The sequence below is a fragment of the Micromonospora marincola genome, assembly GCF_056150385.1.
In genome coordinates this window covers 389263-404668 of the sequence record NZ_JAXCFT010000003.1, presented here as the reverse complement: position 1 = coordinate 404668, position 15406 = coordinate 389263, and the positions used below count along the sequence as shown (strand labels likewise).

16 protein-coding genes are annotated in these 15406 nt (G+C 75.3%); 10 read left to right on the top strand and 6 right to left on the bottom strand.

The window, feature by feature from the left end:
- Positions 1 to 65 precede the first annotated feature (65 nt).
- From SM450_RS10230 to SM450_RS10210, 5 genes are all read left to right on the top strand, one after another.
- On the top strand, positions 66 to 1022 hold the full coding sequence (locus SM450_RS10230; protein WP_474619462.1) for a TolB family protein: 957 nt from the start codon (positions 66 to 68) through the stop codon (positions 1020 to 1022).
- A gap of 140 nt (positions 1023 to 1162) precedes the next feature.
- Entirely contained in the window at positions 1163 to 1939 is a 777-nt protein-coding gene (locus SM450_RS10225; RefSeq protein ID WP_474619461.1) for a class I SAM-dependent methyltransferase, read from the top strand.
- Positions 1940 to 1994: 55 nt separating this feature from the next.
- Positions 1995 to 3005 (top strand): hypothetical protein, encoded by a 1011-nt coding sequence (locus SM450_RS10220; protein ID WP_474619460.1) that lies wholly within the window; start codon positions 1995 to 1997, stop codon positions 3003 to 3005.
- Positions 3002 to 3655, top strand: coding sequence for a sulfurtransferase TusA family protein (locus SM450_RS10215; RefSeq protein ID WP_474619459.1), 654 nt, complete (start codon positions 3002 to 3004; stop codon positions 3653 to 3655). The genes SM450_RS10220 and SM450_RS10215 overlap by 4 nt, the downstream gene beginning before the upstream one ends.
- Positions 3656 to 3670: 15 nt before the next feature.
- A complete protein-coding gene (locus tag SM450_RS10210; protein WP_474619458.1) occupies positions 3671 to 4573 on the top strand; it encodes an inositol monophosphatase family protein in 903 nt (300 codons plus the stop codon).
- A gap of 31 nt (positions 4574 to 4604) precedes the next feature.
- Here SM450_RS10210 and SM450_RS10205 read toward each other — a convergent pair whose 3' ends face one another.
- On the bottom strand, positions 4605 to 5384 hold the full coding sequence (locus SM450_RS10205; RefSeq protein ID WP_474619457.1) for an SDR family oxidoreductase: 780 nt from the start codon (positions 5382 to 5384) through the stop codon (positions 4605 to 4607).
- Positions 5385 to 5519: 135 nt separating this feature from the next.
- On the opposite strand from SM450_RS10205, the gene sigJ reads away from it, so the two are divergent.
- A complete protein-coding gene (gene sigJ / locus SM450_RS10200) occupies positions 5520 to 6398 on the top strand; it encodes an RNA polymerase sigma factor SigJ (protein WP_474619456.1) in 879 nt (292 codons plus the stop codon).
- Positions 6399 to 6509: 111 nt separating this feature from the next.
- Here sigJ and SM450_RS10195 read toward each other — a convergent pair whose 3' ends face one another.
- From SM450_RS10195 to SM450_RS10185, 3 genes are all read right to left on the bottom strand, one after another.
- Positions 6510 to 7130 (bottom strand): methyltransferase domain-containing protein, encoded by a 621-nt coding sequence (locus SM450_RS10195; RefSeq protein WP_474619455.1) that lies wholly within the window; start codon positions 7128 to 7130, stop codon positions 6510 to 6512.
- A 149-nt stretch (positions 7131 to 7279) separates the two neighbouring features.
- Positions 7280 to 7975, bottom strand: coding sequence for a TIGR04282 family arsenosugar biosynthesis glycosyltransferase (locus SM450_RS10190; protein WP_474619454.1), 696 nt, complete (start codon positions 7973 to 7975; stop codon positions 7280 to 7282).
- Positions 7972 to 8646: a glycosyltransferase family 2 protein gene (locus tag SM450_RS10185; protein WP_474619453.1), complete on the bottom strand. Its 675-nt coding sequence runs from the start codon at positions 8644 to 8646 to the stop codon at positions 7972 to 7974. The genes SM450_RS10190 and SM450_RS10185 overlap by 4 nt, the downstream gene beginning before the upstream one ends.
- A 145-nt stretch (positions 8647 to 8791) precedes the next feature.
- Here SM450_RS10185 and SM450_RS10180 point away from each other — a divergent pair, with 145 nt between their 5' ends.
- Together SM450_RS10180 and SM450_RS10175 are read left to right on the top strand one after the other, a co-directional pair.
- Positions 8792 to 10366 (top strand): hypothetical protein, encoded by a 1575-nt coding sequence (locus SM450_RS10180; RefSeq protein WP_474619452.1) that lies wholly within the window; start codon positions 8792 to 8794, stop codon positions 10364 to 10366.
- 97 nt (positions 10367 to 10463) lie between these two features.
- Complete coding sequence (locus tag SM450_RS10175; protein WP_474619451.1) at positions 10464 to 10694, top strand: hypothetical protein; 231 nt, start codon at positions 10464 to 10466, stop codon at positions 10692 to 10694.
- A gap of 194 nt (positions 10695 to 10888) precedes the next feature.
- Here the strand turns inward: SM450_RS10175 and SM450_RS10170 are convergent, their stop codons facing one another.
- Entirely contained in the window at positions 10889 to 12046 is a 1158-nt protein-coding gene (locus SM450_RS10170) for an NAD-dependent epimerase/dehydratase family protein (RefSeq protein ID WP_474619450.1), read from the bottom strand.
- Between the two features lie 193 nt (positions 12047 to 12239).
- On the opposite strand from SM450_RS10170, the gene SM450_RS10165 reads away from it, so the two are divergent.
- Complete coding sequence (locus SM450_RS10165; RefSeq protein WP_474619643.1) at positions 12240 to 13586, top strand: molybdopterin-dependent oxidoreductase; 1347 nt, start codon at positions 12240 to 12242, stop codon at positions 13584 to 13586.
- Entirely contained in the window at positions 13579 to 14007 is a 429-nt protein-coding gene (locus tag SM450_RS10160) for a hypothetical protein (protein WP_474619449.1), read from the top strand. The genes SM450_RS10165 and SM450_RS10160 overlap by 8 nt, the downstream gene beginning before the upstream one ends.
- A 66-nt stretch (positions 14008 to 14073) precedes the next feature.
- Here SM450_RS10160 and SM450_RS10155 read toward each other — a convergent pair whose 3' ends face one another.
- A complete protein-coding gene (locus SM450_RS10155; protein WP_474619448.1) occupies positions 14074 to 15402 on the bottom strand; it encodes an ArsB/NhaD family transporter in 1329 nt (442 codons plus the stop codon).
- Positions 15403 to 15406: the final 4 nt, after the last annotated feature.

The window sequence follows — 15406 nt, the reverse complement described above, 5'->3', positions numbered from 1 at the left end:
TCATCCGATTCCGCCGCGATCGTCCGGTCAGGAGGGTGAAGCGACGCCTACCACGGGGAGACCGGATGACCGCAATGAATCGTCGTACGCTGCTGCGCGCCGCCACGCTCACCGGCGCCGCCGCCGCGACCGGGCTGGCCGGCGGGCTCGTCGCCGCCACGTCCGCCGCCGCCGCCGAGGGCGTCAACGGGCCGTGGCTGGTGAGCGTCGGCTGGGGCGTGCTCCAGATCGACCCGGGCCGCACCACCCCACGTGGGTTGCTCGACGACGGCAACCATGCCAAGACGTCACCGGACGGCCGGTACGTGGCCTGGGTGAACACGGCCTGGTCGGGCGACGGCACGCTGCTGCCCTACGTGGCGGTGTACGACCGGGTCACCGGCCAGCGGCGTACGCTGCTCGCCGACCCGCCCGGCGTCCTCTACGGCGCCCCGACGTGGTCGCCTGACGGTCGGGAGATCGCCCTGGTCACCGGGGCGCAGGAGGACACGCTGATCGCCGTCGACGTGGCCACCGGCGCCACCCGGGTGCTGGCCCAGGGGCACGCCATGCGGGATCCGGACTGGTCCCGCGACGGCTCGATGATCGTCATGCAGTGGCACAGCCGGTCCGAGGGCCTGCAGCTGCGCGTGCTGGAGGTGGCGACCGGCACCGTGCGGCGGCTCTACGCGCCGCAGGCGGGGGAGCGGATCAACAGCCCGGTGTTCACCCCCGACTCCCAGCGCGTGGTGTTCTGCACCACCCGCTGGTATCCGGAGCTGACCACGCTGAACCAGTCGCTGGCGTCGGTGCGGATCGGCGGCACCGGGCTGAAGAAACTCACCGACGAACCGCGGTTCTACCTGTCGCCGGTGTTCTCCCCGGACGGGCGCTACTGCGCGGCATTGTCTATCCCGGACAGCAACGACGCGCCGGACGGCGGCAACATCATCGTCTTCACCAGCGGCTTCGGCACGCCGTGGTGGGTGCCCGGCGACGAGTACGACGACAGCAGCCGGCTGGACTGGGCGCGGGCGATCTGACGTACCCCATCGACGCGGCGGCCGGACGACCGGCCGCCGCGTCGGCGTGCACCCGGGGTGGTGCGCACGCCATCGGCGGCGGTGGTGCGAGGCTTGGGCGGACGCCGCCGACGGGGCCGGCGACCGCCGTGGGAGGTGCGATGGCCGAGCCGCCGACCGGGGCGTCCGCGCACCGCGCGCAGGCGCACGGGCGGCACGCCAACCACCGCAGCTACCACGACGGCGCGCGGGTCGACGGGTACGTCGACGACCCGTACCACCGGGTGCGCCGGGCCGTCGCGGCCCGGCTGGTGGCCGACGGGGTGACCGGCGGCGGGCCGGTGCTGGAACTGGGCTGCGGGCCGCGCGGCATGCTCGACCCGGCCGCGCTGCCCGGCCCGCTCGTGCTCGCCGACATGGCCGAGACGGCGCTGGGCACGGCCCGGCGGGCGGCCGGCGGCCGGGCGGTGCCGGTCTGTCTGGACGCCACCCGCGGGCTGCCGTTCCGGGCGGGCAGCTTCGCCGGGTTGCTCGCCGGTGAGCTGATCGAGCACGTCTACGACCCGCTGGCGCTGCTGCGGGAGTGCCACCGCGTGCTGGCCCCGGACGGCCTGCTGGTGCTCACCACGCCGAACCTGGCCCCGGCGCAGGACCGGCTGGCGTTCCTCGCCGGGCGGGCGCCGCGCCAGGTCGACCCGCTGCACCCCTACCTGTGGCTGCACATCCGTCCGTTCACCGCGTCGCTGCTGCGGCGGGCGTTGCGCCGGGCCGGGTTCACCCCGCTGGCGTTGCGCTCCAACGAGGTCGGCTGGCGGCTGCCGGGTGGACGGTGGGTCTCCTCGCGGTGGCTGGCCCGGGCGGCCCCGGGGCTCGGCGGATCGCTCATCTGCGCGGCCCGGCGGCGTGCCGCCCCGCCACCGCCCGGAAACAGCGCGTGATTGCGACATTGACAAAGGGCTATCATGGAGGCTCTGTCGTCGACCGGGGGATGTCATGGCGCGCCTGCTCGGTTGGGTCGTCAGCAGTCTCGACGCGTTCATCGGTCTGGTGCTGGCGGTCACGGTGGCCGTCCTCGGCCTGACCAACACGGTCGGCCAGGACGTGGTCAACAGCGCCATCCTGCTGGTCCTCGCCCTGCTCGCGCAGGCGGTGCTGCGTGACCGGCTGCGCCGCCGGACCGCCGAGCAGGAGGTCCGTCAGGTCATCGTGGACACCCGGGAGCGGCTCACCGCCCTGGCGCCGCCGATGCGGGAGCTGACCGGTCCGGAGGGCACCCTCAGCCGGGCCCGGGAGGCGATCCACAGTTCCTCGATGGTGCGGGTGCTGCACGGCAGCGAGGTCGGCCAGGCGCTCGACGAGGCCCGGCAGCACACCGACAGGTGGGACTTCAAGGGCGGCACCGGCACCTACCTCCGCGCGGTCACGCTGCCGGAGTGCCTGAAACACGCCCGCCGCCGCAACGCCACCCTCACCCTCGCCGTCGAGATCATCGACCCGACCGACGAGGAGGTCTGCGAGCGGTACGCGCGGTTCCGGCGCAGCCTGGAGTCGGACGAGTCGACGAAACCGGCCGAGCCGTGGACTGTCGACCGCACCCGCAAGGAGTCGTACGCGACGGTGCTCGCCGCCTGCTGGCACCTGCAACGGTCCGGCCTGCTCACGGTCGACATCCGGCTCTCCGCGCAGATGACCACGTTCCGCTACGACCTCTCCTCCTCCTGCGTGGTCATCACTCAGGAGAACCCGCAGACGCCGGCGCTGCGCATCGACCGCGGCGAGGTCTACTACAACCGGTTCAACATCGAGCTTGACTACAGCCGCCGGCAGAGCCGGCGGGTGCCGGTCGAGTCGGCCGGCCAGGTCAGGCTCGACGACGAGCCGTCGGTCGAGCAGGTCCGCCGGCTGTTCACCGCGCTCGGGCTGACGCTGCCCCGGTCCTTCGGCGACCGGGAGGTGGCCGACATCGTGCGCAAGGCCCTCCAGGCGAGGAACCCGTACGCATGACCAGCTACGCCGAACTGGAACGGGAGATCGACCGGGGCACCCGGCCGGAGCTGCTGCGCGGCTGGGTGCTGGAGGTGCTCGGCGACGTCGCCGACGGGCGGCGGCCGTTGCGCGCGGTCCGGCACCCGCTCGGCTTCACCTGCCTGCCGGTGGAGCGCGACGGCCCGGACGGGATCTGCGTGCACGCCTGGCCGGCCGACCCGCCGCCGGTGCGCCCCACCACCTCGGCCATGCACTCGCACAGCTGGGACCTGCTCAGCCACGTGCTGCACGGCTCGGTCCGCAACGAGCTGATCGACGTCACCGACGCGCCCGCCGACCCGTCCTGGCGGGTCTACGAGGTGCACAGCCTCGGCGAGGTGGACGAGGTGGCGGCCACCGACCGGCTGGTCACCGCCCTGACCGCGACCGTGGAGACACACTCGGCCGGCGACTCGTACGCGCTGCGCGCCGGCGGTTTCCACACCTCGGAGGTCACCCCCGGCGTGCCGGCGGTGACCGTGGCGCTCGGCCGGACCACTCCCGGCGCGTGCGACCTGAGCCTCGGCGCGGTGGACGGGCGCAGCCACCGCGTACACCGGGACCGCTGCGACGCGGCGGAGACCGCGCGGATGGCGCGGCAGATCGCGCGACTTGTGGCACGGGGCTGACTGGCTGGAGGAGCCATGGACGTGGAGCCGAACAGAGGCGGACCCGACCTGCGCGACGCGCACCGGTTCGCGGTGCGGGCGGCCCGGGCGGCCGGCCGGTTACTGCGCGGGGGCCTGCGCGGGGAGGTGCACGCCCGGGCCAAGGACGACTCCGGTGACCTGGTCACCGACCTCGACCTGGCCGCCGAGCGGCTGATCGTCGACCGGATCCGCGCCCGCTGGCCGGAACACGGGGTGATCGCCGAGGAGGGCGGCGAGTACGCCCCGGACACCGCCTGGGCGTGGCTCGTGGATCCGCTCGACGGCACCAACAACGTGGCGATCGGGCTTCCGGCGTACGTGGTGGGCATCGCCCTGTGCCAGCACGGCTCACCGGTGCTCGGCGTGGTGCACGACCCGGTCACCGGCCGGACCTGGTCCGCGGTCCGTGGCCGGGGCGCGTTCGTGCACGACTCCGACGCGGTGGGCCGACCGCTGCGCGCCCCGCGCCGGGAGGTGCCGGCCGCGCCGGTGCTCGCCTGGACCCAGGGGCACGGGGTACGCCGGGACGACAGCACCGCCCGGGCGTTGAAGGTCGTCCTCGACACCACCGCCCGCCGGGTGCTGCAACTGTGGGCGCCGCTGCTGTCCTGGGTGATGCTGGCCCGGGGCGACATCGACGGCATCGTCGGCTACCGCCCCGAGGCGGTCGACCTGCCGGCCGGGATGCTGCTGGCCGCCGAGGCCGGCATGGCCGTGCGCGCGTTGGACGGCGGCACGTTCGACGACAGGTACGGCAGCCCGGCGGACCGGCGCAGCTTCGTGGCCGGGCCGCCGGAGACGATCGACCGGCTGGTCAAGCTGGTCACCGCGGCGCAGTGGATCGAGCCGCAGGTGCGCCGCCTCACCCCGGTCAGTCTCGGCTCGGTCGGCTGGTGAGCTGACCGCGAGCGTGGCCCCCGCCGGCCGGTCAGCGCTGACCGACGCCGTGCCCGAGCCGCTCGGCCAGGAAGTCGTCCCAGGTCCGTGCGCCCCGGGTCGCGCCCGGTCGGGCCAGGTTCGCGCCCTCGCGGTAGGCCCGTCCGGCCTTGCCGGGCAGGCGCACCGGCAGCCGCAGCCGGTGCCGCCCGGTGGCCGCCAGATAGCCGGTGAGCAGCTCACCGAGGCCGTGCGTTCCCGGCCCGGCCACGTCGGGCACCAGCCCGGCCGGCGCGCCGAGCGTCAGCTCCGCCAGCCGCGCCGCCACCTCGGCGGCATCTACCGGTTGCAGCCGCAGGCCGCCGGGGACCGGCACCACAGGCAGCTTCGCCATCGCCGTCAGCATGGTAAGCACCAGGTCGTGGACCTGCGCGGCCCGCAGCACCGTCCACGGCAGGCCCGAGTCGACGACCGCCCGCTCGGCGTCGAGCTTGGCGCGCAGCCAGGCCAGCGGCACCCGGTCGACGCCGGTCACCGAGATGTGCACCAGGTGCGTCACCCCGGCCCGCCGCGCGGCACGGACCAGGTTGGCGGCGACCCGGTCGTCGCCCTTCGCGGCGCCGGCCAGGTGCAGCACGGTGGTCACGCCGCGCAGCGCCGGTTCGAGGCCGGTGTCGGTGAGCAGGTCGCCGGTGACGTGGGTGACGCCGTCGCCGGGGGTGCCGCCGCGTCGGCTGAGCACGCGGACCGGGCGGCCGGCCGCGCGCAGCAGCGGTACGACGTGCCGGCCGAGCGTGCCGGTGCCGCCGGTGACCAGGATGGGTGCGTTCATGTCGTCCTCCGGGATCGGTTGCCGTACCCGGTCGACCCGCGGCGCCCCGCCCGTGTGACCGATGTGATCCGGGTCACCCGTCGTCACACGGCTTGGACGCCGCGGGTCGGGAACGGTGAGCACGAGGAGGCTGCGATGGACGGCGACACCTGGCTGGCGGAACGGTTCGAGCGGGAGCGCCCGCGCCTGCGCGCGGTGGCCTACCGGCTGCTCGGCTCACTGACCGAGGCCGAGGACGCCGTGCAGGAGACGTGGCTGCGGCTCGCCCGCACCGACGCCGACGCGGTCGACAACCTGGACGCCTGGCTGACCACGGTGGTGGCCCGGGTCAGCCTGAACACGCTGCGCTCCCGCGCCGCCCGCCGGGAGGATCCCCTCGACGTACGCCTGCCCGACCCGGTGATCGAGACGCCGCAGCCGGACGCGGACCCCGCGCACGCCGCGGTCCTCGCCGACTCGGTGGGCCTCGCACTGCTTGTGGTGCTGGACACGCTCAACCCCACCGAGCGGCTCGCGTTCGTGCTGCACGACATGTTCGGGGTGCCGTTCGACGAGATCGGCCCGCTCGTCGACCGCTCGCCGGCGGCGGCCCGGCAGCTCGCCAGCCGGGCCCGCCGCCGGGTACGCGGGCAGGCGCCCGCGCCGGACCCGGACCTGGCACGCCAGCGGGCGGTGGTGGACGCGTTCCTGACCGCCGCCCGCGAGGGCGACTTCGACGCGCTGATCGAGGTGCTGCACCCGGACGTGGTGCTGCGCTCCGACGGCGGGACCGCCCGCGCCCGGCACACCACGGTCATCACCGGCGCGCGGGAGGTGGCCGCGCAGGCCGCCACGTTCGGCCGGCTCTTCCCGTTCGCCCGGCCGGTGCTCGTCAACGGCGCCGCCGGGGTGCTTGTCAGCGCCGGTGGCCGGCCGCTGTCGGTGATGGCGTTCACGGTCACCGCCGGGCGGATCGCCGCCGTGGACGTGATCGCCGACCCGCATCGCCTGGCCGCCCTCGGCCTCACCGACTAAGCCGTCCGCCACCCCGACGAGTGCGCGCAGATTCCCGGAAAGCGTGGCCATTCCGCCCCGAATAGCCACGCTTTCCGGGAATCTGCCAGGCTCGGGTGGGGGGTCTGGACGTCAGGAGGTGGACAGCTCGGCGAACCAGCGGGCGCCCGCCTTGTGCAGGTCCCGTACGGTCAGCCCGGCCGCCGTGGCCGGCCCGTGCACCGCCCGGGTGTCCAGCCGCGCCCAGCCGAAGCTGGGCCCCCGCCGCCGGCCGGATACCACGTGCGCCTCGCCCTGCCAGGCGCCGCTGCCGGGCGGGTCCAGCTCCACAAGCACCGCGCCGTCCGGGCGCAGCAGGTCCCGGCACCGGCGCAGCAGCCGGGCCGGGTCGCCGCCGATGCCGATGTTGCCGTCCAACAGCACCACGTGCCGCCACCGGCCCTCCGCGGGCAGCGGCCCGAACAGGTCGGCCCGCACCGCGACCGCGCCCCGAGCCCGGGTCAACGCCACCGCCCGCGCGCAGACGTCCACCCCGACGGTGGTGACGCCGGCCCGGGTCAACGCCGCCGCGACCCGGCCCGGCCCACAACCCAGGTCCAGCGTCGGACCGTGGCAGCGGGCCACCACCGCGACGGTCGCCGCCTCCGCCGGCCCGTGCCACCGCTCCACCGGCAGCCGCCGGCGGACCCCGTCGGCATGCACCAGCCAGTGGACGCCGACTCGCCGCCGCAACGCGCCACCGAACCCGTCCACGGCTCGCAACCCCGGCTCACTCCTCGCGCTCGCGGGGCTGGTGTCCGTTCGCGACTGCGGGGCTCGCAACCCCGGCTCGCTCCTCGCGCTCGCGGGGTCGGTCTTCGTTCGCGACTGCGGGGCTCGCAACCCCGGCTCACTCCTAGCGCTCACCGGGCACCGCCGGCCAGCACCGTCGGCCGCACCGCGGCCACCGCGCGGGCGAACCGGCTGCCGCGCGTGGACCGGGCCACCGCCAGCGCGTCGGCCCAGTCGTCCACGTCGCGCAGCGTGGGGAGAGCGTCGACCCGCAGGCCGTCGCCGGCAAGCGCCGCGTAGGTGAGCCGGCAGGTTTCGGCGGTGGACATCGGCACGGCGCGCAGCGCCGCCGCCCGCCGCGGGTCGCGCAGGCCCAGGCCCCACCAACCACCGTCCGCGGCCGGGCCGAGCACCGCGTCCACGCCGGGCTCGGACAACCGGTGTACGGCGTCAGCGAGCCGTGCCGGCGTCACCTGCGGCGTGTCCATGCCGATCTGCACCACCGGCCGCCCCGGGTACGCGTCGGCGACGTCGGCGTGCGCGTACGCCAGCCGGTCGGCCAGGCCCTCGCCCCGCTGCGCCAGCACCGGCCAGCCCGTGACGGCGGCGGCCAGGCCGGCGCCGTTCTCGCCGTCGGCGAAGCGCCCGGCAAGCGCCAGCACCGGCGCCACACCCTCGGTGGCGGCAACCGCGGCCACCGCGTCCACCGTGTCGCGCAACGCGGCGGCGGCGACCCGGGCCGCCTGCGCCGGGGTGGCCGGCGGGCAGAGCCGGGTCTTCACCGCGCCCGGCACCGGGGCCTTCGCCACCACCAGCAGCACGGTCACCGGGGGCCGTCCACACTGCGCAGCACCGCGAGGAAGTCGCGGGTGGCCCGCACCGTGCCGCGTACCGAGCCGGACACCTTGGACTTCGTGCCGGCGGCGCGCGGGGCGTACCGTACGTCCCGCTCGTGGATCCGCCAGCCGGCCGCCGCGGCCCGGATCATCAGCTCCAGGGGATAGCCGAACGCCCGGTCGGTGACCCCGAGCCCCAGCAGCGCCTCGCGCCGGGCGACCCGGATCGGGCTGAGGTCGCGCAGTGGCACCCCGCGTTGCCGCAGCAGCGCGGCGACAAGCGCGGTGCCGGCCCGCGCATGCCACGGCCAGGCCCCGGTGGACACCGGCCGGCGGCGGCCCACCGCCAGGTCGGCCGTGCCGGCGGCCACCGGGGCGACGAGCGCCGGCAGCTCACCCGGGTCGAATGAGCCGTCCGCGTCAAGCACGCAGACCAACTCGGTCTCGGCGTGCGTTAACCCGGTGTGCACGGCCGCGCCGTAGCCGCGCCGGGGCTCACGTACCACCCGGGCGCCGTGCCGGGCCGCCACCTCGGGCGAGCCGTCCCGGGAACCGTTGTCCACCACGATCGCCCGGTAGCCCGGCGGCAGCGCGGTCAACACCCCGGGAAGGGCGGCGGCTTCGTCCAGGCACGGCAGCACCACGTCGATCTGTGTCCGCATGCCGCCGACGCTAGGCCGGCAGTCGCCCGGCCGAGCCCCGATCGTGCTTACGGAACCCTTACCGAGCAGGCATTTCTTACCATCTCGTGACGAGCCGGCGATTGCCGTCCCGGCCGGCGCCGGCGGGCCGTACCGTGCGGTCGTCATGAGATCCGCACCCACGCTGCGCCGCGCCCCCGCCCCGGACCGCACCGGCCCCGGACACCGGGGCGACCTGGCCGCGGTCGCCGTCGAGGCGGCGCTGCTCGCCGCCGCCGTCGTGGTCGGGCTGGTGCTCAACCGGCGCGGCGTCGGCCTGCACGCCGACGCCGCGCCGCTGTACGCGAGCTGGCGGCCACACGTCGGCTGGGGTACGCCGATCGCGGCGCTCGTCGCGCTGACCGTGCTCGGGCCGGGGCTGCGGTGGGCGCGTACCGCGCGGTGGGGGCCGCTGCTGGCCGCCGGCTGGCTGGCGGCGGTGGCCTGGACGCTGGCGTTGGCCCTGGTGGACGGGTGGACAGTCGGGCTGGCCCGGCGGTTGACGCCGCAGGCGGAATACCTGCACGAGGTGCCCGGGGTGACCGACATTCCCCGGATGCTGGCCGGGTTCACCGACCGGATCCTCGACTTCCAGCCCGATTCCTGGTCCACCCACACCGCCGGGCACCCGCCCGGCGCGCTGCTGGTCTTCGTATGGCTCGACCGGGTCGGGCTCGGCGGTGGCGCCGCCGCCGGGCTCTGCTGCGTACTGGTCGGGGCGACAGTCGCGGTCACCGTGCCGGCCACGCTGCGTGCGCTGGGCGCCGCCGACGCGGCCCGGGCGGTGCTGCCGTTCCTGGTGCTGCTGCCCGGGGCGGTGTGGCTGGGCGCCTCCGCCGACGCGGTGTTCACCGGCGTAGTCGCCGCCGGCCTGGCCCTGCTGGCGGTACGCGGCCCGCTCGCCGCGCTCGCCGGCGGGCTGCTGCTCGGCTTCGCGCTGCACCTGTCCTACGGGTTCGTGCTCGTCGGCGTGCTGGCGGCGACCGTGCTGGCGCTGCGGCCGGACCGCCGCCGTGCCGCCCTGGTCGCCGCCGTTGCCGGCGTCGCGGCGGTCACGGCGCTCTTCGTGCTCGGCGGTTTCCGCTGGTGGGAGGGGTACGAGCGGGTCGTCGAGCGCTACTACCAGGGCTGGGCGGCCGACCGCCCGTACGCGTACTGGGTCTGGGCGAACCTGGCCGCGCTGCTGCTCTCCGCCGGGCCGGTGCTCGGGCCGGCGCTGCGCCGTACCGCAGTCGCCACCCGAGCGATCTGGCCCACAGCCGGCGGGCCCGGGGTCGTCGGGCCGGGAGCTGTCGGGCCCGGAGCTGTCGGGCACACAGCCGCCGGGCTTACCGCGACGGGGCATACCGCCGTCGGGCTGGTGAGGCCGGGCGCTGTGGAGGCGGCGCCGGCTGTCGGTCGCCTCCAGGGCTCCATGGGCGACGTGCCGTCATCCGTCGGCTGGTCGGCCTGGGTCCTCCGGGCTCGACGATTCGTCGGGCTCGGGCCGACGGTGCTGCTGCCGGCCGCCGCCGCGCTCGTGGTGGCCGCCGCCGACGTGTCCGGGATGAGCAAGGCCGAGGTGGAGCGGATCTGGCTGCCGTTCGTGGTCTGGTTGCTCGTCGCCGCGGCGCACCTGCCCCCGCCGGCCCGACGCTGGTGGCTCGCCGCCCAGGCGCTTACCGCCCTGCTCGTCAACCACCTGCTGCTGACCGTCTCCTGACCTGGTCCCTCGGCCCTGACCGAGCCGGCTGGGTCGGCCGGCTTCAGCCGACGACCAGACCTTGCGTCCCACGGCCCGGCCGGGCAGGAGTCGGCAGGTGATCAAGGAGTTCGCGTTCCCCACGGAGATCAACTCCGGCGCAAACTCCTTGATCAACCCCAGGAGGCCTCCGGGAGGCGGGCGAGGAGCGGGAAGTGGAATGATCATGAACTTGACGGCACCCAGAGAGATCGACATCGCCGTCAACCTCATGATCGCCCGCTGTCGTCTGATGTGCGGGCGGGTTGGGTGGGGTCGTTTCTTCGATCTTGGACTTGTGGTGCCATGAAATGTCGGTTTGGGGATGATATTGGAGGTGTCACAAGTCCAAGATCTGTGACCGTCTTGGAGGGTGACGGGGCGGTGGGAGGGCGCTTTTCTGCCGAGGGCTCTCCGGCACCCGGGTATGCGAGAGGGTTTGTCCGTCGCGTGGGAGCAGCGCGGTGGATGGGCGGCGGCGGATCACGCGTCCGGTTACTGCCGTCATGTCGGCACGGCCCGGCGTCCATGAAGTGGCGGTGCAGGGCGTTCGCTTGTCGCCGCCAACGTGATGAACCCCTTGACAGCCCCCACGCACAGATCAGGGGTGAGGGTGGCGGGGGAGCGGAGAGGGTCCGTGGCGAAGGCGGTTACTCCCTCGGTGAAGGTGACCCTGGCGGTGTAGCCGAGCAGTTCCCGGGCGCGGGCGGGGTCGGCCACCACGTGCCGGACGTCGGCCGCCCGCGCGCCGCCGGCGATCTCCGGTTCGGGGCCGTCCATCGCCCGGGCCAGCGCCGTCGCCAGGTCGCCCACGGTATGCGGTTCGCCGGAGCAGACGTTCACCGGCACCAGGCCCTCGGGCGGCGGCGCGGTCAGCGCCAGCAGGTTCGCCCGCGCCACGTCGGTCACGTGCACGAAGTCCCGGCGCTGCCGGCCGTCCTCAAGCACCGTCGGGGCCCGGCCGGCGGCAAGCGCGGAACGGAACAGCGAGGCCACCCCGGCGTACGGGGTGTCGCGGGGCATCCGGGGGCCGTAGACGTTGTGGTAACGCATCGCCCACACCCCGCCGCCGGTCTGCCGGGCCCACGCCGCGGCGTAGTGTTCCTGGGCGAGCTTGCTTGCCGCGTACGTGCTGCGCGGCTCCAGCGGCGCGTCCTCGGGCACCAGCGCCGGGGCGAGCGTGCCGCCGCAGTCGGGGCAGGTCGGGTCGTACCGGCCGGCGGTCAGGTCGGCGGCGCGGCGCGGGGCGGGCCGGACCACGCCGTGCCTGGTGCAGGTGTAGCGGCCCTCGCCGTAGACCACCATCGAACTCGCGAGCACCAGCCGGCGTACCCCGGCCCGGTGCATGGCGGCCAGCAGCACCGCGGTGCCGAGGTCGTTGTGCGCGGCGTAGTCGGGCGCGTCGGACGGGTCGAGTCCGTGCCCGACCATGGCCGCCTGGTGGCAGACCGCGTCCACGCCGGACAGCAGCCGGTCCAGCAGCGCGGCGTCGCGTACGTCCCCGACCACCGGGTCGTGCCGCCGGGACCACTCCGGCAGCGTGCCGCCGTGCGCCTGCGGCAGCAGGGCGTCCAGGCAGACCGGCTCGTGGCCCTCGGCCGCCAGCAGGTCGGCGATCTGCGATCCGATGAAGCCGGCCGCGCCGGTGACCAGTACCCGCATACCGGCCCACGCTAGGGCACCCAGGTCGGGTCGGAGGCCGCTTCACGCAGGACGTCAGCGGTCCGTAAGAACGGTGGCGGTAAGGCTTCGGTAATGCGGCAAAAGCCGTCGCGGGCCGCCGATGGCGTCTAGCGTCCCATCCCGGAAGCGCCGCCCGACCGGTCGGCCCGCCGCCGGAGGAGGTGCCGTGCCCATCGACGTCCCGCCGCCCGACGGCCCCACGCCCGCCGAGGTCGGGCCGCCGGGCGGACCGGGGTACGCCGCGCCGGCCCGGTTCTGGCGCGCCCTGGACCGGAGTCGTCCACCGGGCGTCGACGCGGTCGACCGGGCCTGGCGCAGCCCGGTACGCGGGCCGTGGCTGACCTCCGTGCTGGGCGCCGTGCTGCTGGCCACCCTGCCGCTTGTGGTGGTCACCGGGCTGCTCGACTGGATCGCCTACGGTCCCCGCCTCGACCAGGCGTTCCCCCGGGACGTGGGCTGGCTGCACCCGCCGGTGTTCGACTGGCCGACGCGGCCGGCCTGGCTGTTCCGGGTCACCCAGGGGCTGCACGTGACGCTCGGCATCGTGCTGGTGCCGGTGGTGCTGGCGAAGCTCTGGTCGGTGGTGCCGAAGCTGTTCGCGTGGCCGCCGGCCCGCTCGGCCGCGCAGGCGCTGGAGCGGCTGTCGTTGCTGCTACTTGTCGGCGGCATCCTGTTCCAGAGCGCGACCGGCCTGCTCAACGTCCAGTACGCGTACCTGTTCGGTTTCGACTTCTACACCGCCCACTGGTACGGCGCGTGGGTCTTCACGGTGGCGCTCGTGGTTCACGTGGCGATCAAGCTGCCCCGGATGGTGACCGCGCTGCGCGGGCCGGGCTTCGCGCGTACCCCGGTGGAACGGACCCGGCCCGAGCCGGCGGATCCGGACGGCCTGGTGGCCCGGGACCCCGGGCCGGCGACGATGAGCCGCCGCGGGGTGCTGGCGCTGGCCGGGGGCGGCGCGTTGCTGCTGGCCGCGCTGACCGTGGGGCAGAGCGTGGACGCGCTGCGGCGTACCGCGTTGCTGTTGCCCCGGGGCCGGCGGGCCGACGACGGGCCGACCGGCTTCCCGGTCAACCGCACCGCCGCCGCGGCCGGCGTCACCGCCGACCGGGTGGGGCCGGGCTGGCGGCTGGCGCTGCGCGCCGGCGCCCGCACGGTCACGCTGGACCGGGCCGGGCTGCTCGCGCTGCCCCAGCACACCGCCACGCTGCCGATCGCCTGCGTGGAGGGCTGGTCCACGTCGCAGACCTGGACCGGGGTACGCCTGCGCGACCTCGCCGCGCTCGTCGACGCCGCCGACGCCGGCGCGGCGCGGGTCCGGTCGCTTGAGCGCGGCGGGCTGTTCAGCCGGGCCACCCTGCACGGCGGCCAGGTGTCCGACCCGGACGCGTTGCTGGCGCTGCGGGTCAACGGTGTGGACCTGAGCCCCGACCACGGCTTCCCGGCGCGGGTCGTGGTGCCCGCGCTACCAGGCGTGCACTGCACCAAGTGGGTGGAGGAGATCGTGTTCGATGGCTGAGTTCCGGCGGGCGTACGGCGCGGCGGCCTGGCACCTGCTGCTCCTGGTCGGCTGCTTCGCGATGACCGGGTGGATCGCGTTGCGGCTGGCCGGCGAGCCGACCGCCGGCCGGATGCTGCTCTGGTTCGTCGGCGCGGTGGTCGCCCACGACCTGGTGCTCTTCCCCGTGTACGCGGCGCTCGACCGGGCGCTGCGACGCGCCGGCCCGTCGCTGCGCAACCACGTCCGGGTGCCGGCGTACCTGTCGGCGCTGCTGTTCGGGGTCTGCCTGCCGACCGTGCTGGGCCTCGGCGACGGCACGTACGCGGCGGCCACCGGCCTGTCGCCCCGACCCCTGATCGGCCGCTGGCTGGCGGTCACCGCCGTGCTGTTCGCCGCGAGCGCGGCGCACTACGCCACCCGCCGGGTGCGCCGACGCTGACGCCCGCCGCCTGCGCGACCCCGCCCGGTGCGCGAGCGCCGACGCTTACCGCCTTCCGGGCGGCGGTCAGGCGCCCGGACCGACCAGCAGGGCGAGCACCGTGACGGCCGTGGCCAGGGCGGCAAGCGCGGCGCTCGTCGCCACGAACCGGCCCAGCGGCACCGCCACGCCGGCGGCCCGGCAACGCTCGTACCAGATCAGCGTGGCAAGCGACGCCCACGGCGTGGCGAGCGGGCCGACGTTCGTGCCGACAAGCAGCGCCAGCAGTTGGGTGTGCCGGTCGGCGGCGATCACCGCCTCCCCGGCCAGGTACGCGGGCAGGTTGTTCACCACGTTGCTGAACAGCGCGCCGACGGCGCCCGCCCGCAGCGCGCCCTCCGCCCCCGGGTCGGTGCCGATGAGCGCGCCCATCACGTGGTCCAGGCCGTGCCGGCCGATGGTCTGCACCACCAGGAACAGCCCGGTCACGAACACCAGCAGCCGCCACGGCACCAACGCCGGGCGAAGCCGGTGCCGGGCCCGCACCGCGAAACCGGCCACCAGGATCGCGGCGGCCACCCCGGAGGCGACGCCGATCTCCACCCCGGCCAGCACCCCGGCGACGAAGAGCAGGCAGGCGACGAGCGCGGTGCGGAAGACCACCCGGTCCGGCGGCAGGTAGGGCGGCGGCGGGACGAACGGGTCGGCGTCGGCGCGGGCCGGCCGCCAGTACCACCACCACAGCAGCAGCATGGTGATGGCGACGGCGACCAGTTGCGGCCACCACATCCGCGCCGCCCACGGCAGCGGGTCCAGGCCGATCCGGTTGCTGGCCAGGATGTTCGTCAGGTTGGACACCGGCAGCAGCAGGCTCGCCGTGTTGGCCAGCCACACCGTGGTCATGGCCAGCGGCGTCGGCGGCACGTTGAGCGTCCGGGCCAGGGCGATCATCACCGGCGTGAGCAGTACCGCAGTGGTGTCCAGGTTGAGCGCGATGGTGGTCACCGACGCGACGACGACGCAGAGCCAGAACAGCGCCCGGAAGCTGCCCCGCGCGGTGATCGCCACCCGGGCGGCGAGCGCGTCGAAGACGCCTGCGACAGCGGTCAGCTCGGCCAGCACCACCACCGTGCCGAGGAAGATCAGGATGGGGCCGATCCGGCGCATCGTCGCCTCGGCGTCGGCGCGCGGCAGCAGCCCGGTGAGCACGCAGAGCACGCCGGCCACGGCCAGCCCGATCGCGATCCAGTCCAACGGGTGCAGCCGCCGACGGGGCCGGTCCGGCGCGGCGGACGGCGGCTCGCCGACGGTCTCCACGAACGACGATCCTCGCACATCCCGCCCCGGCCGGTCCGGCCCGCCGCGACCCCACGCCGAACTGCCGTGGGTGTCGATCTGTTGACCGTCGGTGGTCATAATG